The sequence below is a fragment of the Microbispora oryzae genome (assembly GCF_017896165.1).
Lineage (GTDB): Bacteria > Actinomycetota > Actinomycetes > Streptosporangiales > Streptosporangiaceae > Microbispora > Microbispora oryzae.
Window position 1 is genome coordinate 110,796 of record NZ_JAFCNB010000009.1, and the last position, 20,739, is coordinate 131,534.

Here is a 20,739-nt window from a genome sequence, read left to right on the forward strand (position 1 = left end):
GCATGCCCATCCGCTTTGGCCTCACCGGTGACATGCACCTGGTGCAGCAGCGTCACCATCGCCGCATTTAGTAGGTCCACCGCCTGGATCAGCGTCTCGGTCCGCTGAAGGCACATCGCCGAACTGTCCGGCACCTCCGCGTTCGCCCACCTGGCCGCCAGCTCCAGCAGCTCCGTCTCCGACAGGTACGGCCGTGGACCTGGAGCGGCATCGTCGGGAGCGCCGCCGTCGACAGCACCGGCCGGACCGGCCTCTCCTGGCTGCCACGGCTCACCGGCGCCCGAGCCCGCATGGCCGGATCCCTTGTCACCGGACCCCTCACGGCCGGGACCGATGTCACCGGGACCGATGTCACCGGACCATATCGGCGGGACGGCAGGACCGTCAGACCCCGCACCGGGATTCGTATGAGAATTGGCGCGGGAGTCAGCATGCGGGTCCAGGCATGTGCCCTCAAGCACAGGCGGCACCGCCCCCGCTGACCGCGATGACCGTGCCGACCGCGCAGAAACGTCTCCCGTGGAACCCGGGGGAACGGTGCCGCGGCGCGCGCCTTGGGCACGACCACGCGGCCAGGGAAGACGAGACCCACGACCGCCTGATCGGGAACCATCGCAGCCGTCGACAGCAGGATCGTGGAACACCGGCACCGGGACACCCCTCCCTACCATCAGGCCGTCAGGTAATTGCAACACTACAGAAAGTAATCAGTAAACCGCAAGCCTGTTCGAAAAGTAAGAACCTATGAGTGCTGCTCGCCTTGCTTCGGTGTCGGGCGGCGTGAGGGCCGGCGGACCGCCGGCCCTGCCCACGACATCCGATCGTGCGTTCGGCACGCTACACAACGTGACTGACAACCCACCGGCCCGGGCCGCGACGACGAGCTGCTCTCACGTCGGACGCCGCCACCGGAACAACGACAAGACCCGGCCATGCGACCGGACATGGCCGGACCCCGTGGCGGGCCGTGTCCCGTAGATCTTCTTGGCCAACCGCGAAAGATCCACGGGGCGCTCCCTAAATCCTTCTCCGGGGCCCGCAGCTCGCCCGTACGACCAGTTCGGTGGGCAGTATCACCCTCGGCGGGCGGCGTCCCTGCCGGAACACCAGCTCGGCGGCGCGGTACCCGATGTCCTGGGCCGGCTGCGCGATCACCGTCAGCGGCGGCGAGCAGAGCTCGGCCCACGGGACGTCGTCGAACATGACGAGGGAGACGTCGCGCGGGATGCGCACGTCGAGCTCACGGGCGGCCAGCACGGTGGCCTCCCCGAGCACGTTGCCGCCGGCGAGCACGGCGGTGGCGTCGGGGTGACGCTGCAGCAGGCCCGCCGCGGCGGCGTAGGCGGAGTCGCGGCTGGCCCGGGCGTGCACGACGAGGTCGGGCCCCACCGGCAGGCCCACGGTGGACAGGGCGGCGGAGAACGCCGCCACTCGCTGCGCCTGACCGTGCCGGGCCAGGAACGCGATCTTGCGGTGGCCGAGGCCGGCGAGGTACTCGACCGCGGTCAGCAACCCGCCCGCGTCGTCCGCGATCACGCTGGGCACATCGGCCCGGCCGCGCCGGTCGGCGAAGACGAGGTTGAGCCCGGCCCGCAGCGCGGGCCCCCACGTCTCTCCATCTCCCGACGGCACCGCGATGACCCGGTCCATGCTCTGCTCGATCATCGTCCCGATCAGCTCGGCCTCCCGCTCGGGGTCGTCACCCGTCACGCCGACCGTCACCGGCTCGCCGTACGAACGGGCGCAGGAGAGGACCCCGTCGATGAGCCGGGCGTAGAAGCTGTCGGTGACGTCGGGCACCAGCAGCCCGATGCCACCCGTGCGCCGTCTGCGCAGGTTGCGGCCGAGCGCGCTGGGCCGGTAGTCGAGCCTGGCCGCCGCGGCCAGGACCTTCTCGCGCGTCTGCGCGCTGGCCTGGCCCCCCGACAGCACGCGGGAGACCGTCGCCACCCCGACTCCCGCCGCCTCGGCCACGTCCTTCACCGTCGTACGGCGCTGGATCCCGTCGTTCATGGAAACGATTCCAGCAGGATTCCACTCTCTCCGCAAACGAAACCTTGACAGTACGTGGCACTTCGGTAGAAAGTTCTGAAAACGTATCCACACTCCCCGTACCGAAGCATGAAGGACTGGCATGGCTTCTATCGTTCTGAACAACGTCGACAAGATCTACGCGGGCGGGGTGAAGGCCGTTAACGGCCTCAACCTGGAGATCAAGGACGGCGAGTTCATGGTGCTCGTCGGGCCCTCGGGTTGTGGCAAGTCCACCGCGCTTCGCATGATCGCCGGCCTTGAGGACATCAGCGGCGGCGAGATCGTGATCGGCGACCGGGTGGTCAACCACCTGCCCCCCAAGGACCGCGACATCGCGATGGTCTTCCAGAACTACGCGCTGTACCCCCACATGACGGTCGAGGAGAACCTCGCGTTCGGCCTCAAGCTCCGCAAGATGCCCAAGTCGGAGATCCAGAAGCGGGTGAACGACGCGGCCCGGATGCTCGGCCTGGAGCAGTACCTCAAGCGCAAGCCCGCCGCCCTGTCCGGTGGTCAGCGCCAGCGTGTCGCCATGGGCCGCGCCATCGTGCGTGAGCCGCAGGCCTTCCTCATGGACGAGCCGCTGTCCAACCTGGACGCCAAGCTCCGCGTCTCCATGCGCGCCTCGCTGAACCAGCTCCACGAGCGCCTGGGCGTCACCACCGTCTACGTCACGCACGACCAGGTCGAGGCCATGACCCTCGGCGACCGCGTCTGCGTCCTGCGCGACGGTCTCCTGCAGCAGGTGGACACCCCGCAGAACCTCTTCGACAGCCCGGTCAACCTGTTCGTCGCGGGCTTCATGGGCTCCCCGGCCATGAACTTCACCTACGCCGAGCTCGTCCGGGGCAACGACGGCGCGGCTGTGGTCTTCGCCGGCCACCGGCTGCCCGTCCCCGACTCGACCTTCGCCGAGAAGCCCGGCCTCGACCGCTACCTCGGCCGCAAGATCATCCTTGGTATCCGTCCCTCGGACTTCGAGGACTCCTCGTCCGCCAACGGCAACACCGGGTGGGTGCGCCTTCCGGTGCGGGCCAACGTCACCGAGGAGCTGGGCTCCGAGATCAACGTCCTGTTCACGATCGACGCCCCGCCGGTCGAGCACAAGGACACCGTGGCCGCGCAGAACGACGGCGACGAGGAGGAGACGACGCTGCCGCTGGCCGGTGACAAGTCCCTGTGGACTGCCCGCGTCAACGCCCGTAGCCACGTGCGTCCCGGCCAGGACGTCGAGCTCGTCGTCGACACCCACAACCTGCACTTCTTCGACGTCGACTCGGGCCTGTCCATCGGCCACGAGGCCAACGTCGGCCGCTGACGCCAGGTGACCGGTCCTGGGGGCCGGTCGGGGCCCGTCGTGATCAGCTCCGCCTCGCTCCGATGCGCGGCGGGATCGCGGCGGGCCCCCTGCGCGTACGGAGGCCCGTACGGAGGCCGGTTCCGCGGCGTGTCCCGCGCAGGAGACTTGTGAGGGCGCACGCCCCGGCCGCGACGAGCGCGACGAGCACGGGCAGCAGGAGCCCGGCGGCGATCGTGGCGGCGTCCCGGCCGGCCGTCATGGCGGTCGCCCCGCACGCGAGCGCGAAGCCCGCGAACAGCGCGCCAGACGCGCCGAGCCACGGCCGTGCCCGCCGGAGACGCCCGGCGCGGCGGGGACCGCGCGGCAGGAAGCCGAGGCAGGCGCAGCCGAGCCCGGCGAGCGGGGCGACGAGACCGGGGTCGTCCAGCACCACGGCCGCCGCCGACAGGAAGGCGGCGGTGACCACGGCGACCGGCGCGGGCGCGCCCTCGACCCGATCGAGCAGGGCGAAGGCGTTCGCCGCGCCCACCAGCCACATGACCGTGACAGGCCCGTCGGGCCAGTCGCCGGTCAGGGTGACCTGGATCCCGCACAGCACGACCCCGCCCGCCGCGAAGGACTGCACGATGAGCCGCGTGGCGAGCGACAGGTGTCCCACGTCGTGGATCAGGCCGACCACCGCGACGGCGGCGGACGCGAGCAGGATCGCGGCGACCCGCCGGTCGGCGTGACAGAGAAGCGTGCCGCAGAGGTCGGTGTGACAGAGGACGGCGACGGGCAGCGCCGTGGCCGCCGTCAGCGCGAGTCCGGCGAGATAGGGCGCCCGCCGCCGGGTGAGGCGCCGCAGGACGACACCGAGCGCCGCGGCGCAGACCAAGGCGCACACCAAGGCGAGGGGCAGGGCGGGCGGCGTCACCGGCTGCCCACTCCGGCACGGGCCGGGCCGCGCAGCGACCGGTAGAGGGCCTCGGTGTCGGCGACCAGCCGATCGGCGGCGAACGCCCGGGCGGCCCACCGGCGGGCCGAGTCGCCCAGCCGCCGGGACAGTCCGGGGTCGTCGAGCAGCCGGAGCGTGAGCCCGGCCAGCTCGGCGGCGTCGGGCTCGCACAGCAGACCGGTGTACCGGTCCTGCACCACCTCCGGCACGCCGCCCACCCGCGTGGCGACGGCGGGGACGCCCGCCATACCGGCCTCGACCAGCGCGAGCGGCGTGCCCTCGCTGTCGGAGGTCAGGAGCAGCACGTCGGCGGCCGCGTACACGGTCTCGACGTCCCTGCGCCAGCCGAGGAGGCGGAAGGAGTCCCAGACGGGCATGGCGGCCCGCTCCACGTCCTCCTTGAGCTCGCCGCTGCCGCACATGAGGAACCGGCACTTCGGCATTCGTTCCAGGACGAGCCGCGCCACCTCGACGAAGCGGTCCGGCCGCTTGCTCCGCTTCAGCCTCCCGACGTACGCGACCACCGGGGCGTCCGGTGGGACGCCGAGCGACTCCCGCGCCGCGGCGCGGGACGGCAGAGGGCCGAGCTCGACACCGGGCGGGATCACGACGTACTGCTCGGGCCGGCCGATCCCGGTGGCGAGGAGGTCGTCGCGGAGGCGGGCGGCGACCGTGACGAGACGGTCGGAACGCCGGGCGAGGAACCGCTCGGCCCGCCGGTAGGCGGCTCGCCGGAGACGGGAGACGTCGTCGTGCAGCAGGTGCCCGTGGAAGACGTGCACCCGGGCCGCGCCGCCGCCCCACATGCCGGCCGCCAGCCGTCCGAGCGCGCCGGCCTTGGTGCCCTGCGTGTGCACGATGTGCGGCTGGAACTCGCGCATGGCCCTGACCAGACGGAGGAGCGCGCGGTAGTCGTCGGCGGGCTTGATCGCGCGGCCGAGACCGGGCACCCGGTGGACGGGGATCTTCTCGTCGCGCAACTGCAGGTGGTCGCCCTCGCCGCCGTCCACGTAACCGGTGTACAGGCGGTGGTCGAACTCCCGCGGGTCGAGGCGCTCGCAGAGCGCGGCGACCTGGGTGGCGGGGCCGCCGACGTTCATCCGGGCGATTATCTCCATGACACGAATCCGGTCATCCGGTTTCATGCTGGCTGCTCCCTGATCATGTCGGAGAAGCTAGCCCGCCTTACGATGCGCGACGGGGCGTCCGGAGGCACCCGGAGAAGACTTTCCCCTATCCGTGCCCAAGCCTTACACCCGCGGAGTCGGGCAATGAGGGCCCGTCCGGGACGCCGCTCCTACAGTCGTGCCCATGGCGGAGAACCTCGCTGAGAACCCTGCTGAGCACCTCGCGGAAGGCTACGCGGCAGGTTACGCGGAGAAGCTGGTCGTCGTCGGCCAGGGCCGCGCCGGGCTGCCCCTCGCGATGCGGGCGGTGGAGGCCGGGTTCCGCGTCGTGGGGATAGACGCGGACGAGTGGCGGGTCAAGCGGCTCAACGCCGGAGAGGCGTGCGTGGAGGGCGTCACGGAGGGTGAGCTGGCCGTGGCCCACGCCTCCGGCCGGTACGGCGTGAGCGCCGACTACGCCGACGCGGCCGGTTTCGACGTGTGCCTGGTGACGGTGCCGGTCCGGATGCGGCACGGCGCCCCCGATCTCGGGCCGCTGGCCGCCGCCGCGGAGCGGCTGGCACCGCTGCTGCGCCGCGGCACGACGGTGGTCCTGGAGTCGACGACCTGCCCGGGGACGACCGAGGAGTTCCTCCGGCCGCTGCTGGAGGACGGATCAGGCCTGGTGGCCGGGGAGGACTTCCTGCTCGGGCACAGCCCGCGCCGTGCCGAGCCGGGCAACCCGCGGTGGCGGCTCGGCAACACGCCCAAGGTGGTGTCCGGGGTCGGCGCGGCCTCGCTGGACCGGATAGCCGAGGTCTACGGGCGGCTGGTGCGGGAGGTGGTCCGGGTCTCCTCGCCCCGGGTGTCCGAGCTGACCGCACTGCTGGAGGACGCCTTCACTCACGTGAACACCGCGCTCGCCAACGAGTTGTCGGTCGTCGCCGGGCAGGTGGGCGCCGACCCGTGGGAGGTGATCGAGGCGGCGTCGACCCGGCCGTACGGCTATCTGCCGTTCACGCCGTCACCGGGGCTGGACGTCCCGTGCCTGCCGCTGGACGTGTCATACCTGCCGTGGCAGGTCAGGCGGGGCGGGGGCGGCGCGTCGCGGCTCGTGCAGCTGGCCGACGACGTCAACGGGCACATGGCCGATCAGGTGGTCAGCCGGCTCGGCCTGGCCCTCAACCGCAGGTGCCGGGCGGTGCGGGGCAGCCGCATCCTGCTGCTCGGCCTGTCTCCCATCGAGGTGCCGAAGGCGCTGTGCCGCCTCGGCGCCCGGGTGCGGGCCGCCGAGCCCCGCGCGGGCGAGATGCTGCCGCCGGCCGGGCTGGAGATCGTGGAGGCGACCGGCCCCGAGCTCGCCAAGGCCGACGTGGTCGTCGTCCTCAGCGGGGACGACTGCTTCGACTACGAACGGGTCCAGCGGACGAGCCGGTTCGTGTTCGACACCCGAGGGCGATGCCGGGGCCCGAACGTGGAACGGCTGTGAGCGAGCTGTGAGCAGGACCGTGCGTAAGCGCCCGTGAGTAGGCGCCCGTGAGCCGGCGGCCTCAGCGGCGGGCCCTGGCGGACACCGTGGCCGCCAGCCGCCGGGGCACGTGCCTGCCGATCCCCGTGAGCACCTTGTAACGGGTGGACGGCACGCTGACCACGCGGCCGAGGGCCAGGTCCCGCATGGCGTCGCGGGCGACCCGGTCGGCCGACAGCCACAGGAACCGGGGGACGCCGGAGACGTCCATGCGCGCCCGCTCGTGGAACTCCGTCCGGACGAGCCCGGGGCACAGCGCCATCACGCGCAGCCCCGTTCCCGCCAGCTCCGCGGCGGTCGCCTCGCTGAAGCTCACCACCCACGCCTTCGACGCGCCGTAGGTGCCGCTCGTGAAGAACGCGGCGACCGAGGCGACGTTGATCACACCGCCCGGGCCGCCGGCGGGCATGGCCGGGAGAGCGGCCCGGGTGAGGCGGAGCACCGCCTCGCAGTGGATCCGCAGCATCCGCAGCTCGTCCGCCATCGGCACCTCCCGCCCGTTGCCGTTGTGGCCGAAGCCGGCGTTGTTCACGAGCAGGTTGACGCCCGCGCCCAGCCGCTCCTCGACCGCCCCGATGCCGTCGTCGAGGCCGAGATCGGCGGGCAGCGTCTCGACGGCGACGCCGTAGCGTTCGCGCAGCGAGCCGGCCGACGACGCGAGGCGTTCGCGGTCACGGGCCACCAGGACGAGGGAGAAGCCGTCGGCGGCCAGGCGGCGGGCGAAGGCGGCCCCGATTCCCGCGGTCGCGCCGGTGATCAGTGCGGTGGGCATGACGGTGAGGCTACCGCGCCCGGGGCTACGTCCCGGTGTGCCGCGCGATCAACTCCTCGACCTGGCCACTCAGCTTGGCGGCCCGGGGCCAGCCCGCGTAGAGGGTCAGGAAGACGACCGTCTCCCTGAGCTCGTCGGGGGTCAGCTCGCCGGCGCGCAGCGCGGTGTCGAGATGAAGTTCGATCACGTCGTCGAGCCCCTCGCCCACGAGCAGGCCGAGCAGCAGCAGGCGCCGTTCCCTGTCGCTGAGCGTGTCGCGCGACCACACCTCGGAGAACACGTGCTCCATCGTCATCCCGAACAGGCCGCCAGATTCCTCGCCGGCTCCGCCCCCTCCGAAGACCTGCTTCATGCTTTTCAGCCCTCCCGCTCACCCGGCCGCGAAGTTCCTGACGACATGCATCAAGGTGTCGTTTTCTGGGCAGGGACGCGTTACATCGCCGGGACCGGCGGCGGGAATCGCGGCGGAGATCGCGGTCCCTCCCGGCCTCCCGGCCCGGTCGTCGGGTCGGCGGTGAGCGGGACGCGATCCGGGTATGGCCTGAATGGCGATGTCGTCGCCGCTGGTGGATGGTCTGCCAGGATAATTTCGTATCCTGCTGTTCACAGGCGGCGCCTGGCCGGGCATTCTGGCTTGAGGTAACAACACGAGCCAAGGAACGGCCAAGATTTGGTCAAGTTTTCCAAGATGGCGTCGTGTTGCCGGGAGATGGATACTTGGGAAACGGGCACTACTACCTCGTAGACCCGCAAAGCGGAGGTTGCGCCCCAGTGGAAATACCGCGGGTAAGAACCGGGGTGGTAGGAGTGGCCGTTGGTACGGCCTTGGCCGCCTCGGTTCTGTCCGGCTGTGCCGGCCCCCAATATACGTATGTGCGTGACCAGGACGGCGCGACCTACTTCAAGGTTCCGTCGAGCTGGCAGCAGGTCGACCCGAAGGCGATCGAGGCGGCGCTGTTCGGAGATCCGGACTCGGCGACGGCGCAGGTGCAGAAGGAATCGGTCTGGACGGCCGCGTTCGACGCGCACGCCAAACCGTCGGTGCTGCACCTGCTTGAGGGCTCGCCCGGAACGGACGACCAGCCGTTCGTCTTCGCCAAGGTGCAGAAACTCACCGAGGATGAGCAGAATTCAGCTTCGCTGAACATGTTGCGCAATTCGAGCGGGCTGCCCGTCGCGGTGACCGAAGACGTGCGGAAGCAACTCGAGAGCGACCAGGAATCCCAGCTCAAGGGGTTCGAACTGCTCGCCGACGACGTTCTGCCGGTGGCGGACGGGGTGCGCGGAGTGCGAAGCGTGTTCAACTACCGTTTGGACGGCGGAGTGCAGACGTTCGACGAGACCGCGTATCTGTCCGCGGACGGCTCGCACGTCTCGACGCTGCTGATCCGCTGCTCGGCCGCCTGCTATCGGCAGCGGGCCGCCGAAATCGACCTGATCGCCAAGTCCTTCAAGGTCAAGCGCCTTATCAACCAATGAAGGAGCCCCTCATATGAGCACGGCCCTCCCACCGAAGTACCACACTGAGGGGCTTCGGGAGCCGGGATCAGGTCCGGAGGACCGTGACCCCGTGACCCGGAAGCGGCTGGCGCTGTGGGACCGGACGAAGTTCCTGCTCCTGCTGGCCATCGCGTACGGCGTGCTGCTGTGGAACACGACGGCGACCTACGAGGGGATCATCTCGCTCCGAGACGCCCTCGTGATCACCACCCAGCAGGCGTGGTGGGTCCTCGCCCTCGCGGGCGTCGAGGTGGTGCGGCAGTTCCACTTCCTCATCAGCGAGCGGTCCGCCGGCTATCACCGCCTGTGGACCCACAAAATCTTCGGCGGCTGGAACCGCTGGACCCACCGCCGGTTCAACGACTGGAACCGCTACCGCATCGCCCGGGCGATCAAGTGGGTCATCTGGATCGCGGTCATCGCGCTCGTGCTGGCCAAGGTGCAGAGCGTCTCGCCGATCCAGGCGCTGTACAACGTGCCCGCCACCATCTGGGGTTTCCTCCCCACGGTGCTGCAGATCGTGCTGCTCATGCTGCTGGCCGTCGGCCAGTTCGTGGCGATCTTCTGGTTCCTGTCGCGCGGCGGCGTCGACGTGTACTTCCCGGACGACATCAAGACCCGGTTCTCCGATGTCTGGGGCCAGGACCACGTGGTCGAGCGGGTCAAGGAGAACATCGTCTTCCTGGAGAAGCCCGACGAGATCGAGGCCAGGGGCGGCTACGTGCCGAGCGGCATCCTGCTGTGGGGCCCGCCCGGCACCGGCAAGACCCTCATGGCCGAGGCGGTGGCCGGCTCCACCGGCAAGCCGTACGTGTTCGTGGACCCCGGCGCGTTCATCAACATGTTCTTCGGCGTCGGCGTGCTCAAGGTCAAGTCGCTGTTCCGCAAGCTGCGCAAGCTGGCCCTGCGGTACGGCGGTGTGATCGTCTTCTTCGACGAGGCCGACTCGCTGGGCAACCGCGGCGCGCTGGCCCAGGGCGGCCCGGGAGGCTGGGGCCGTTCCGTCCCCGCGCCGTTCGAGGAGGCCGGCTGCAACGGCTTCGCCTACCTCGACCCGCACACCCGCCGCGTGCTCGGGCGGCACACCGCCGAGGCCCCGGCCGCGGCGCCGCAGGTCTCCAGGACCGGCGCGTTCGTCAACCGGCTCATGTACGGCGGGGGCATGGGAGGCGGCGGTGGCGGCATGGGCACGCTGGAGGCGCTGCTCACCGAGATCTCCGGCCTGAAGAAGCCGCGCGGCTTCGTCAACCGGTACGTCCGCAGGCTCCTCGGCATGCGGCCGAAGCCGCCGCCGAAGTACCGCATCCTGATCATGATGGCCACCAACCTGCCGGAGGCCCTCGACGAGGCGCTGCTGCGCCCCGGCCGGATCGACCGCATCTACAAGGTCGGCTACCCCTCCAAGGCGGGCCGGATCCGCACGTACAAGGGATACTTCGACAAGGTCAGCCACCAGCTGACCGACGAGCAGATGGACAAGCTCGCCACGATCACCCCGTACGCCACCGGCGCCACGATCAAGGACATGGTCAACGAGTCGCTGATCACCGCCATCCGGGACGGCCGAGACGTCATCACCTGGTCGGACGTGATGCGGGCCAAGCGCCTCAAGCAGCTCGGGCCGCCCGAGGACGTCGAGTACATCGAGCGCGAGCGGCACGCGGTGGCCGTCCACGAGGCGTGCCACGCGGTGGTCGCGTACCGGACCCGGCAGCACCTCGAGATCGACCTCGCGACGATCGAGAAGGGCGCCGACTACCTGGGCATGGTCGCCAGCATCAAGCCGGAGGACCAGTTCACCCGGTGGAAGTCGGAGTATGAGGCGGACATCATGGTGTCCCTCGCCTCGCTCGCCGGCGAGCGGCTGTTCTTCGGTGAGGACAACTCCTCGGGAGTCTCGGGCGACCTGCAGTCGGCCACCATGCTCACCGGCCTCATGGAGGCCCACTGGGGGATGGGAATCGGCGTCGCCTCGCTGCCCGCCCTCCAGGAGCTGGGCCTGCGCGAGGGCAAGGCGGCGCAGCCGAAGCCGGGCGGCGGGAGCGGCATCGGGTTCACCGGCAGCCCGGCGGGCCACCGCGACGAGATGGTGCCCGACATGCTCCCCGAGCGCATCGAGTTCAACCTGGCCCAGCTGCTGGAGAAGACCGCGGAGCTGATCAGGGAGAACCGGCGGGCCGTGCTGATCGTCGCGCACGCCCTCGAACAGCACAAGACGCTCAACGGCGACGACGTGGTGGCCGTGATCGAGGGCCGGCGGGGCCCGCTGATCGACGGTTCCGTCTACATCTCCGACGAGTTCTACGAGGAGATCGAGGCATACCACGCCGCGGCGGTGGAGGCGCACCGCAGGCACAGCACGGTCCCGGTCGAGCTGCCGTTGCCGCCCCTCCGGGCGCTGGAGCCGTCGACCGTGGTGGCGCCCATGGCCGGTCCGCCGGCGATCGCCCCGGCGGGCGGGCCGCCGCCCGTCTTCGCGCCGGTGCAGTCGAACGGCACCTACAACGGGGGCGCGTACGGTGTGCCGCCCGCGCAGCCGGACTTCATCCCGTGGAACGGCGGCCCTGCGCCCCATCACCCGGCGCCCCTCGCCGCGGCCCCGCCCCGCCGCAGGTCGTACGGGACGCTGTGGGCGGTCGTGGGCGTGATCGTGGCGTTCGTGCTGCTCGTGCTGGTGGGCGTCGCGATCGCCGGGACGTCCGAGGGCGCCCAGGCGGCGGCCGGGCTGCCCGGCGGCCTGCCCGCCAGCACGGCCGTCATGCTGACGGTCGGGCTCGTCGCCGTGATCGGCGGCATCGCCGCCGCCGTCGTGCTGGTGCGAGGGCACAAGGCGGCCCGCCGGCAGGCCGAGTACGACCGGGACCGCGCGGCCGAGCGGGCGCAGCTGCTCGCGGCGGCCATGGATCCCGAGGTCGCCATGCGCCTGCTCGGGTACGACGGCCGTCGCGGCCCCGACCCGTCGTAGGCCCGCTCGTAGGGCTCGCTCAGTTCCAGTCGCACGCCAGGTCTCGTCCGCGGAGCCGGTCACCCCACGCCGGGTGACCGGCTCCCGCGCTCCCTGCCCATCCCGGGGGCTGCGGGACCTCGATTCAGAGCCGGAAGCCGAGATCGGGGACGATCTCGGCGACGTCCATCTGGGCCTTCTGGAGCCTGCCGGAGTAGTCCCAGTTCATCGCCTGCCACCGGGTGAACTGGTCGAGCACCCAGACGCCGCTCTGCCTGCTGCCGTTGCCCGAGCGGCCGTTGCCGCCGAAGGGCAGGTGGGCCTCGGCGCCGGACGTCGAGTTGTTCACGCTCACCATGCCCGCCGACACGCCCTCGCGGAACCGGAACACCGCCTTCGGGTCGCGGGTGTAGATCGACGAGGACAGCCCGTAGCCGGGCCGGTTGGCCAGCTCGACGGCCTCGTCGAGCGTCCTGAAGGTGGTCACGCCGACGATCGGGCCGAACGTCTCCTCGAGGAAGAGACGGTCGTCCGGGCGCAGGCCGTCCACGACGACCGGGTGATAGTAGAGGCCCTCGCCGTCCATGCGGCCCGTCGGGCCGGGCAGCACGGTGTGATGGGGCTGAATCCAGCCCAGATACTCCTCGTAGCGCTCGGCGAACCTGCGGTCGAGCAGCGGGCCGTACAGCACGTCGCCGTTCGGGTCGCCGATCTTGGCGGCGCGCACGGCCGCGGCGAACCGGGCGAGGAACTCGTCGTGCACGTCCTCGTGCGCGATGACCGTGCCCAGCGACGTGCAGCGCTGACCGGCCGTGCCGAACCCGGCGAACAGGGCGCCCTCGACGGCCAGGTCGAGATCGGCGTCGGGCATGACCACCATGGGGTTCTTGCCGCCGAGCTCCAGGCAGGGCGACTGCAGGTGCCGTCCGCACAACTCGCCGACCGACCGGCCGACCTCGCTCGATCCGGTGAAGCCGACCTTCTGCACGGTTCCCTCGCCGAGCGCCCGGTCGAGGCCCGCGAAGGTGGCGGGGCCGTCGGCGAACACGATGTTCAGCACGCCGTCGGGCAGCCCGGCCGCCGTGAACAGCCGGTAGAGCGCGTGGGCGGAGGCCGACGCGTACTCCGCGGGCTTCCACACCACGGCGTTGCCGCACAGCAGCGCGGGCACGAGATACCACGACGGGACCGCGACGGGGAAGTTGCCGGCCGTGACGATCGCCGCCACGCCCACCGGCACGCGGAAGGTGAAAAGGCTCTTGTCCGGCATCTCCGAGGGGACGGTCTGCCCGTACAGGCGGCGGCCCTCGCCGAGGAAGAAGTCGCAGGTGTCGACGATCTCGCGGACCTCCCCGAGCGACTCCGCGTACGGCTTGCCGATCTCCTCGGTGACCAGGCGGGCCAGGGTCTCGGCGTTGGCCTCGACCAGGCGCCCGATGGAGGCGATCGCCCGGCCACGCACCGGCGCGGGGACCCGCGCCCAGTCGTGCCGCGCCGCCGCGGCGGCGCGGCAGGCGCCGGCGAACACCTCCGGGCCGCCGAGCAGGACGGTCGCGACGGTCTCCGCCGGCCGTGCCGGGTTGACCGACTCGTAGGGGACACCCGAGGGGACGTCCGCGCCCCCGACGATGGAAACGATCTGCCGAGCCACCGCTGACCTCCGGAAGGATTTCTCTGCCTGGCGTCTCGATTACACAGTATTTCCGGTGTTTCCGTCCGCCACGCCTGAGACCATCCCCTCCCTGTGGGCGATCGCGGCGGCCTGCCCCCGGTTGGTCACGCCCAGCTTCGCGAGGATGTTCGACACGTGGACGCTGACCGTCTTCTGCGAGATGAACAGCCGCTCACCGATCTCCCGGTTGCCCAGCCCGGCCGCGACGTGCGCGAGCACCTCACGCTCCCGGCCGGTCAGCGCCGCGAGGACGTCCGGCTCCGCCGCCTGCCGCGAATCGCCGGCCGGCCGGAAGCGGGCCCGGCGTCCCAGCTCGCCCAGTGCCGCCAGGAGCGGCCCCGCCCCGAGGTCGCGGGCGGTGCCCGTGGCCGCCTCCCACTCCTGGAGCGCGGCGTCCCGGTCGCCTGACTCCAGCAGCGACTCCGCCAGCCGCCGCCGCGTCCGCGCCTCCTCGTAGACGAAGCCGAACCCCCAGGCGTCCGCGGCGCGGCGCCAGACCGCGGGATCGGCCGTGCCACGCGCCCGGTGCCACTCCGCCTCCGCGCGGGCCAGCCAGGCGGCGCCCTCCGGGCCGAGTTCGGCCCGCGGCCCGGCCGGGCCGTTCTCCGCCGCCCAGCGCGCCCGGCCGAGCAGGTCGTCGCCCCGCCCGTCCGGCCGTCCCGCGTCCGCGAGCGCCGACAGCCCGGTCGCCACGACCCGGATCAAACCCGCGTCGGACGGGTCCAGTGCCTCGACGATCGCCTCGACGTGCTCAAGCGCGATCGCGGGGTCGCCGCGCCAGAGAGCCTGCTCGGCGGCCATGCCCCGGGAGATGTAGGCCACCAGCTCGTCGGACCAGAATTTCGAGAGCCATCGGAGCCGTTCGTCGGCTCCGGGCCGGCCCCGGCCCACCTCGACGAACAGCGCGAACGACGACAGCGTGGCCTCCGCCCGGGTGCCCACCCGCACGGGGAAGCCCTCGGCCAGCCGTTCCGCGGCGTCCCAATCACCGCCCGCATAGCGAACCAGGTAGTCGAGGAACCTCAGGTCAGTGCCGTAGGTGCTCCAGGTGAGGCCGTTCTCGCGGGACAGTTCGATGCCCGCCCGCGCCGTCGGCCCGGCGGCGCGCAGCCGCCCCCGCTCGTACTGCACGCGGGCGTGGTTGAAACGCGCCCGCAGGTCGATCGCCAGGTCGTCGGACCGGCCGACGGCCTCCGCCAGGAGCTCCTCCGCGCGGTCGGCGGTGCCCGCCGCCTCCTCCTGCAGCGCTAGCGACACCAGCGCGCTGGCCTCCGCGTCGTGCGCGCCGGTCGCGCGGGCTACCTCCAGCGCCCGCGTCGCCGTCGCCTTCGCCTCGTCGACGCGGAGGTTGTACCAGAGCGTCCTGCCGTAGGTGGCCAGCGCCATGGCTCGCAGCGGGCTCTCCGGCGCGAGCTCGACCGCCTCCTGCGCCATCCGGAGCATCTCCCCGGCGTCACCGTCGTCGTCGGCGAGGAAGTAGGCCAGCCGCTCGGCGGTCTCGGCCCGGACGACGGGGTCGTCGGCGAGCCGGTAGAGGCGGCGCAACTGGTGGATCGCCCGGTGGTAGTCGCCCACGGCGGCGGCGGTGCGGGCGCTGAGCAGCGCGATCGCGGCGCGGGACGCTCCGGCGAGCGCCTCGGCCTCCGGCACCCGCTCCCACAGTTCGAGCGCCTGTTCCAGATGCCGGTGGGCCTCCGCGGGCGCGCCGAGCCTGGCCGCGCTCCGGCCCGCCTCGACCGAGGTGGCCAGCGCGTGAGCGAGGTCGTGGCTCGCCAGGTAGTGGTGGGCCAGCTCCGCGGCCGAGCCGCCGCGCTCGGCCAGCAGCCGGGCGAACGTCGCGTGCAGCCGGGTCCGCTCGCCGGGGAGCAGGTCGTCGTAGACGGCCTCCTGCAGCAACGCGTGGCGGAAGACGTAGCCGTCGGTGCCCGCCGTCAGCAGGCGCCGGGAGACGATCTCCCGCAGCGCCTCCTCCAGGGGGAGGTCGGCGAGCCCGGTGGCGTCGCGCAGCAGGTCGTGGTCGACGCGGCGGCCCGCGACGGCCGCGACCCGCAGCACCTGCCCGGCGGTGTCGGAGAGCGCCTCGAGCCGGGCGAGCAGCAGATCGGCCAGGCTGCTCGGCAGCCCGCCGCGGTCTTCCGCCGCGGCGAGCAGCTCCTCGGCGAAGAACGGGTTGCCGCCCGCCCGCTCGATCACCCGGGTCACGACGGCCCCGTCGTTCCCGTCGAGGGTGGACAGGTATTCGGCCATCTCGCCGTCGTCGAACGGCCGCAGCTCGACCCCCGTGACCAGCGGCAGGCGCTGCAGTTCCGCGAGGACCTGCCGTAGCGGATGGCGCCGGTGGAGGTCGTCGGTGCGATAGGTGGCGACCAGGCACACCCGCTCGCGCTGCAGCATGCGGGTGAGGAAGACCAGCAGGTCGCGGGTGGACCGGTCGGCCCAGTGGACGTCCTCGACCACGAACAGCACCGGGCTGAGCCCGGCGACCTCGGCCAGCATGTCGATCACCGAGCCGAACAGCCGCTGCTGCGCCAGGGTGCCCACGGGGGCGCCGGCCGGGTCGGCGTCGTGGCCCGGCAGGAGCCGCCGGAGCGCCGGCCGCGCCTCGACGGCGGAGACGACGGGGCCGGCGGGATCGGCCAGAGCGCCGCGCAGCGCGTCCGTCAGCGGCAGATACGGCAGGGCGTCGCCGAGCTCGGCGCACTGGCCGACCAGGATGACGAAGCCCTGCCGCCTGGCCCGGTCGCAGAGCTCCGTGACCAACCGGGTCTTGCCGATCCCGGCGTCCCCGCCCACGAGCGCGACCCCGGCGAGGCCCGCGGCGGCGGCGTCGAGCACGGCTGCAAGACGGTCGAGCTCCCTGGAGCGACCGATCAGTCTCCGCGCGTTTCGCGCCATCACGGTGGCGAGTATGTCAGGCCTCCGCGGCACCGCACCTCCCCTCGATAGCGCCCGCGAGAGGGCACCCGGGCCCGGTGGCCTCTCCGCGCACGTCGTCACAGCCGGGAGCATGGCAGGCGGCACCGACATTCCCGTCCGCCGGCGGGAACGCCGGCCCCCGGAGGTCCGCCTGCCCGCGGAGCGTTGATCGGTGAGCTCTGCAACTTTCAGCGAGGCCGTTTCGGCCGGTGTGCTGGCGATCGCATGAGGATGGCCGTCGAACAGCATGGATATTCGCTTTCGTGACATGGCGGGCCGAGAGCGGGTCTGCGAAACGTTTCAAGTGTCATTGACGGTTCGAAGGGGCGGTCCGATACTTTCGCCGCAGCGCCGATACTTTCGCCGTGGCGGTGCCGGCAGCGGTGGCCGTCACTCCGGTCGCCCGCGGGCCCGCGCTGCCCGGACCCCAGCCCTCATGAGGAGGAAGCGCGCCATGAACCCCCCTGTCCACTGGAAAGGCCGCAGGCGCGGCCGTGCCCGGTCGTTCGTCGTCCGGGTCCTCGCCGTGGTGTTCGCCGCGGCCGTGGCGATGCTGCCCGGCGTCGCCCACGCGGCCGTCACCACCAACCAGACCGGTACCAACAACGGCTACTTCTTCTCGTTCTGGACCGACAGCCAGGGCACGGTCTCCATGGATCTGGGGTCCGGCGGCAACTACAGCACCTCATGGCGCAACACCGGCAACTTCGTCGCCGGCAAGGGCTGGAAGCCCGGCGGGCGCAGGACCGTGAACTACTCCGGGAGCTTCAACCCCTCCGGCAACGCCTACCTGTCCCTGTACGGGTGGACGAGAAACCCCCTCGTGGAGTACTACATCGTCGACAACTGGGGCACCTACCGCCCCACCGGCACCTACAAGGGCACCGTCACCAGCGACGGCGGCACCTACGACATCTACGAGACCACCCGCTACAACGCCCCCTCCATCGACGGCAACCAGACCTTCAACCAGTACTGGAGCGTCCGCCAGCAGAAGAGGACCGGCGGAAGCATCACCGTCGGCAACCACTTCGACGCCTGGGCCCGTTACGGCATGAACCTGGGCAGCCACGACTACCAGATCCTCGCCACCGAGGGATACCAGAGCAGCGGAAACTCCAACATCACGATCGGCTCGTCCGGCGGCGACAACGGCGGCAGCACCACGCCGCCTCCCAGCGGCGGTGGCGGGCAGATCAAGAACGTCGCCTCCGGCCGATGCCTGGACGTGCCCAATGCGAGCACCTCGGACGGCACCCAGGTGCAGCTGTGGGACTGCAACGGTCAGAGCAACCAGCAGTGGAGCTACACCTCCGCCCAGGAGCTGCGCGTCTACGGCAACAAGTGCCTCGACGCCGCAGGCACCGGCAACGGCGCCAAGGTGCAGATCTACAGCTGCTGGGGCGGCGAGAACCAGAAGTGGCGGCTCAACTCCGATGGGACGATCGTCGGCTCCCAGTCGGGGCTGTGCCTGGACGCCGCCGGACAGGGGACTGCCAACGGCACCCAGATCCAGCTCTACTCCTGCTGGGGCGGCAACAACCAGAAGTGGACCCGCAGCTGATCCGCTGAACCCTCCCCTCAGGTGAGAGGGCTCCGGTGCGGCGGAACCCGCCGCACCGGAGCGTTCCCCGCCGACTCCGAGGCCAATTGTCGGAGGCCGTGGCTAGTCTGCGGCGCGTGATGGAACGGCGGAGCCGGGAGCCTTTGTCGGCGGATGCTCCCGACAGCATGACCAGCGCGGGCGGCGGGGCACACGCGGCGGCCAGGCGCACCCACGCGGAGCAGCGGGAGCGCAGGGTCGCCGCGGGCCTGTCGGAGCTGGAGCGGTGGCTGGCCGACCAGGTCGGGCAGGGCATCGCGCAGGCACGGCAGACGGGTCCTGCGGACTGGGACGACCTCGCCCGGCGGCTGGTTGACGCCCAGGCGCCGGGCGTGGCCGGCACGGTCACCCGGCTCTCGCGCGTGCTCACCGCAGAGGAGTGGCCGGGCCTTCTTCTCGGGGAGTACGCGCTGCTCCATCTGCTCGCGGTCGCCCATCGCCGCGCCGCCGCGCTGCCCGAGCCGTTGCGGCGGACCGTGCGGGCGAGGGTCGGCTTCCCCGTGACCAGGGAGTCCGTCCTGGCCACCCCGGCGGTGCGGGACCACTGGGATGTCGTCGGCCGCCGGGACGAGGAGCAGGACCGGCTGGTCGCCCGGCGCGCGTGGCTGGCAGGGCGCACGACGGGCCGCCTGGCGATGGTGCTGTCGTTCTCGCCGGCCGGGCAGCCGATCGAGCCCTTTCCGCCGCCGGGCACGACGATCGACGCCGACCTGGCCTTCTATCCGGGGGCGTCGCCACTGCGTGCCCTGGTGGCCGAGCGGCGGGGCCTCGTCGACGCGGGACCGCCCCCGGGGACGAAGGTCTCGCAGGTCCCCGCGCTGATCGCGGAGGTGCTCGCGGCAGATCCCTGGACCGACTCCTGGCCGCTGGTGCTCGACGGGGCCGTCCCCTGCCCGGACTGCATCGCGGACGACGAGGGGAACGCGCTGCCGCTGCATCCGTCCGCGGGCGTCCCATGGCGGCTGCTGGCCGTCTCCGGCGGACGGCCGGTGACGGTCGCCGCCGAATGGACACCCCGTGGGCTGCGGCCCCTCGCCACGTGGGACGAGGAGGGCCGGGTGGCGCCGTTATGACGGCCTCCTGGGAGGAGTTGGTGTCCACCGCGCTGGTGGGCGCCGACCGTCGCGCCGTCCCACCGGAGAGCCTGCTGGAGCAGGCCGCCGAGCAGGTGGTCCGGATGCGCGCGGGACGGCGGCCGGGCCGGAGCAGGCCGCCGGCCCCGGCGGCGGCGGAGACGCTGCCGCCCGTGCCCGGTGCCGCCGCGGACCGGCTGGCCCGGATGCTCGCCGGTGAGCAGAGCAGGCTGCTGACCGAGTGGCTGGAGACGGCCGCCGCCCGGCGGGTGCGGGTCCCGGCCGGCATGCTCCCCGGCCTGCTCGACCTCGGGGCGCGGGACCGGTCGATCCGCGCCTGCCTCGGGACGGTCACAGGAACGCGGGGCCGCTGGCTCGCCGGGCTCAACCCCGCCTGGTCCTACCTCCTCGACGAGCCGGCCCACCTGCCCCCGGACGAGGTGTGGGAGCTGGGCACGAGCGGCGATCGGCGCGCCTGGCTGGCCGCGACGCGCGCGCGTGACCCGGCCGCGGCGCGCGAGCTGCTCGAAGGCGGCTGGAGTGCGGAGACGCCGGAGGACCGGGCGGCATTCGTGGCGCTGCTCGCCGACCGCCTGAGCATGGACGACGAGCCGTTTCTGGAGGCGGCGCTCGACGACCGCCGTCGCGAGGTGCGCCAGGCGGCGGCCGACCTGCTCACCCGGCTGCCCGGGTCGCGGCTGGCCCTGCGGATGACCGGGCGGGCGGCCCGCCTGGTCCGCCGGGACGGCCGGGGGCTGCGGGCCGAGCCGCCGAAGGCCTGCGACAGCACGATGGAGCGCGACGGCGTGCGGGCCAGGCCGCCCGCCGGGACGGCCCAGCGCGGCTGGTGGCTCCAGCAGGTCGTCGCGCACACCCCGCTGTCCTTCTGGGCCGCCCACCTCGGGTCGCCGGCCGGCGACGTCGTGCGGCTCCCGCTCGGCGACTGGGCGCGGGAGGTGCGGATGGGCTGGATCAGGGCCGCCATCCTGCAGCGGGACCCCGCGTGGGCGCGCGCCCTCTTCGCGGTCGAGCCGCTGACCGACCTGCTGGCCGTGCTGCCTCCGGAGGAGCAGTCGAACCGGGCCGCCGACCTGGTGCGGAGGCAGCCGGTCGACGGGCAAATGATCATGATGCTGGGCGGGGTGGCCCGGCCCTGGGGCCCGCGGCTGACGGACGCCGTGCTGAAGAAGATCGCCGAGACCGTGGAGGCCCAGCCCTGGAACGCCGGAGAGCTGATCCGCCTCGCCGGAGAGCGGCTCGACCCCTCCGCGTACGCGCGGGCCGAGGGCGTGCCCGAGCTGACCGCGACCCTGCGCTTCCGCTTCGAGATGATCAAGGAGCTGTCGTGACCACC

The 20,739-nt window shown here is 72.2% G+C and carries 14 protein-coding genes; 7 read left to right on the forward strand and 7 right to left on the reverse strand.

Annotation, left to right across the window (positions count from 1 at the left end; genetic code table 11):
• Nucleotides 1-1,017: 1,017 nt before the first annotated feature.
• The gene (locus JOL79_RS18055; protein ID WP_210157005.1) at nucleotides 1,018-2,013 is read right to left on the reverse strand and encodes a LacI family DNA-binding transcriptional regulator; all 996 of its coding nucleotides are present in this window, start codon (nucleotides 2,011-2,013) and stop codon (nucleotides 1,018-1,020) included.
• 121 nt (nucleotides 2,014-2,134) lie between these two features.
• Between JOL79_RS18055 and JOL79_RS18060 the strand changes: the two genes are divergently transcribed.
• The gene (locus JOL79_RS18060) at nucleotides 2,135-3,352 is read left to right on the forward strand and encodes an ABC transporter ATP-binding protein (RefSeq protein WP_210157006.1); all 1,218 of its coding nucleotides are present in this window, start codon (nucleotides 2,135-2,137) and stop codon (nucleotides 3,350-3,352) included.
• Nucleotides 3,353-3,395: 43 nt separating this feature from the next.
• Here the strand turns inward: JOL79_RS18060 and JOL79_RS18065 are convergent, their stop codons facing one another.
• Both JOL79_RS18065 and JOL79_RS18070 read right to left on the reverse strand, forming a co-directional pair.
• A complete protein-coding gene (locus JOL79_RS18065) occupies nucleotides 3,396-4,250 on the reverse strand; it encodes an MraY family glycosyltransferase (protein ID WP_210157007.1) in 855 nt (284 codons plus the stop codon).
• On the reverse strand, nucleotides 4,247-5,389 hold the full coding sequence (locus JOL79_RS18070; protein ID WP_230984994.1) for a glycosyltransferase: 1,143 nt from the start codon (nucleotides 5,387-5,389) through the stop codon (nucleotides 4,247-4,249). Before JOL79_RS18070 ends, JOL79_RS18065 begins: the two co-directional genes overlap by 4 nt.
• A gap of 193 nt (nucleotides 5,390-5,582) precedes the next feature.
• Between JOL79_RS18070 and JOL79_RS18075 the strand changes: the two genes are divergently transcribed.
• On the forward strand, nucleotides 5,583-6,866 hold the full coding sequence (locus JOL79_RS18075; RefSeq protein WP_210157009.1) for a nucleotide sugar dehydrogenase: 1,284 nt from the start codon (nucleotides 5,583-5,585) through the stop codon (nucleotides 6,864-6,866).
• A 61-nt stretch (nucleotides 6,867-6,927) separates the two neighbouring features.
• On the opposite strand, the gene JOL79_RS18080 is transcribed toward JOL79_RS18075, so the two are convergent.
• A complete protein-coding gene (locus JOL79_RS18080) occupies nucleotides 6,928-7,677 on the reverse strand; it encodes an SDR family NAD(P)-dependent oxidoreductase (RefSeq protein ID WP_210157010.1) in 750 nt (249 codons plus the stop codon).
• A gap of 25 nt (nucleotides 7,678-7,702) precedes the next feature.
• Nucleotides 7,703-8,029, reverse strand: coding sequence for a carboxymuconolactone decarboxylase family protein (locus JOL79_RS18085; protein WP_210157011.1), 327 nt, complete (start codon nucleotides 8,027-8,029; stop codon nucleotides 7,703-7,705).
• 521 nt (nucleotides 8,030-8,550) lie between these two features.
• Here JOL79_RS18085 and JOL79_RS18090 point away from each other — a divergent pair.
• Both JOL79_RS18090 and JOL79_RS18095 read left to right on the forward strand, forming a co-directional pair.
• On the forward strand, nucleotides 8,551-9,156 hold the full coding sequence (locus JOL79_RS18090) for a hypothetical protein (protein WP_210157012.1): 606 nt from the start codon (nucleotides 8,551-8,553) through the stop codon (nucleotides 9,154-9,156).
• Nucleotides 9,157-9,247: 91 nt separating this feature from the next.
• Nucleotides 9,248-12,142 carry an AAA family ATPase gene (locus tag JOL79_RS18095; protein ID WP_307848589.1) on the forward strand — a complete coding sequence of 965 codons (2,895 nt, stop codon included), beginning with the start codon at nucleotides 9,248-9,250 and terminating at the stop codon, nucleotides 12,140-12,142.
• 124 nt (nucleotides 12,143-12,266) lie between these two features.
• Here JOL79_RS18095 and JOL79_RS18100 read toward each other — a convergent pair whose 3' ends face one another.
• Together JOL79_RS18100 and JOL79_RS18105 are read right to left on the reverse strand one after the other, a co-directional pair.
• Nucleotides 12,267-13,772, reverse strand: coding sequence for an aldehyde dehydrogenase family protein (locus tag JOL79_RS18100; protein WP_210157014.1), 1,506 nt, complete (start codon nucleotides 13,770-13,772; stop codon nucleotides 12,267-12,269).
• Between the two features lie 39 nt (nucleotides 13,773-13,811).
• Nucleotides 13,812-16,688 carry a helix-turn-helix transcriptional regulator gene (locus tag JOL79_RS18105; RefSeq protein WP_210157150.1) on the reverse strand — a complete coding sequence of 959 codons (2,877 nt, stop codon included), beginning with the start codon at nucleotides 16,686-16,688 and terminating at the stop codon, nucleotides 13,812-13,814.
• A gap of 475 nt (nucleotides 16,689-17,163) precedes the next feature.
• Here JOL79_RS18105 and xynA point away from each other — a divergent pair, with 475 nt between their 5' ends.
• The 3 genes from xynA (at nucleotide 17,164) to JOL79_RS18120 (ending at nucleotide 20,734) form a co-directional block, all read left to right on the forward strand.
• A complete protein-coding gene (gene xynA, locus JOL79_RS18110) occupies nucleotides 17,164-18,273 on the forward strand; it encodes an endo-1,4-beta-xylanase XynA (RefSeq protein WP_210157015.1) in 1,110 nt (369 codons plus the stop codon).
• Between the two features lie 167 nt (nucleotides 18,274-18,440).
• On the forward strand, nucleotides 18,441-19,385 hold the full coding sequence (locus tag JOL79_RS18115) for an SWIM zinc finger family protein (RefSeq protein WP_210157016.1): 945 nt from the start codon (nucleotides 18,441-18,443) through the stop codon (nucleotides 19,383-19,385).
• Complete coding sequence (locus JOL79_RS18120) at nucleotides 19,382-20,734, forward strand: DUF5691 domain-containing protein (RefSeq protein WP_210157017.1); 1,353 nt, start codon at nucleotides 19,382-19,384, stop codon at nucleotides 20,732-20,734. Before JOL79_RS18115 ends, JOL79_RS18120 begins: the two co-directional genes overlap by 4 nt.
• The last annotated feature ends 5 nt before the right edge of the window (nucleotides 20,735-20,739 follow it).

What these genes read in the sequence shown, in the direction of transcription:
- JOL79_RS18080 (WP_210157010.1), bottom strand. Translation starts at nt 7,677, where the DNA reads ATGCCCACCGCACTGATCACCGGCGCGACCGCGGGAATCGGGGCCGCC.
- JOL79_RS18075 (WP_210157009.1), top strand. Translation starts at nt 5,583, where the DNA reads ATGGCGGAGAACCTCGCTGAGAACCCTGCTGAGCACCTCGCGGAAGGC.
- JOL79_RS18105 (WP_210157150.1), bottom strand. Translation starts at nt 16,688, where the DNA reads ATGGCGCGAAACGCGCGGAGACTGATCGGTCGCTCCAGGGAGCTCGAC.
- JOL79_RS18055 (WP_210157005.1), bottom strand. Translation starts at nt 2,013, where the DNA reads ATGAACGACGGGATCCAGCGCCGTACGACGGTGAAGGACGTGGCCGAG.
- JOL79_RS18085 (WP_210157011.1), bottom strand. Translation starts at nt 8,029, where the DNA reads ATGAAGCAGGTCTTCGGAGGGGGCGGAGCCGGCGAGGAATCTGGCGGC.
- JOL79_RS18120 (WP_210157017.1), top strand. Translation starts at nt 19,382, where the DNA reads ATGACGGCCTCCTGGGAGGAGTTGGTGTCCACCGCGCTGGTGGGCGCC.
- xynA (WP_210157015.1), top strand. Translation starts at nt 17,164, where the DNA reads ATGAACCCCCCTGTCCACTGGAAAGGCCGCAGGCGCGGCCGTGCCCGG.
- JOL79_RS18070 (WP_230984994.1), bottom strand. Translation starts at nt 5,389, where the DNA reads ATGGAGATAATCGCCCGGATGAACGTCGGCGGCCCCGCCACCCAGGTC.
- JOL79_RS18060 (WP_210157006.1), top strand. Translation starts at nt 2,135, where the DNA reads ATGGCTTCTATCGTTCTGAACAACGTCGACAAGATCTACGCGGGCGGG.
- JOL79_RS18115 (WP_210157016.1), top strand. Translation starts at nt 18,441, where the DNA reads ATGACCAGCGCGGGCGGCGGGGCACACGCGGCGGCCAGGCGCACCCAC.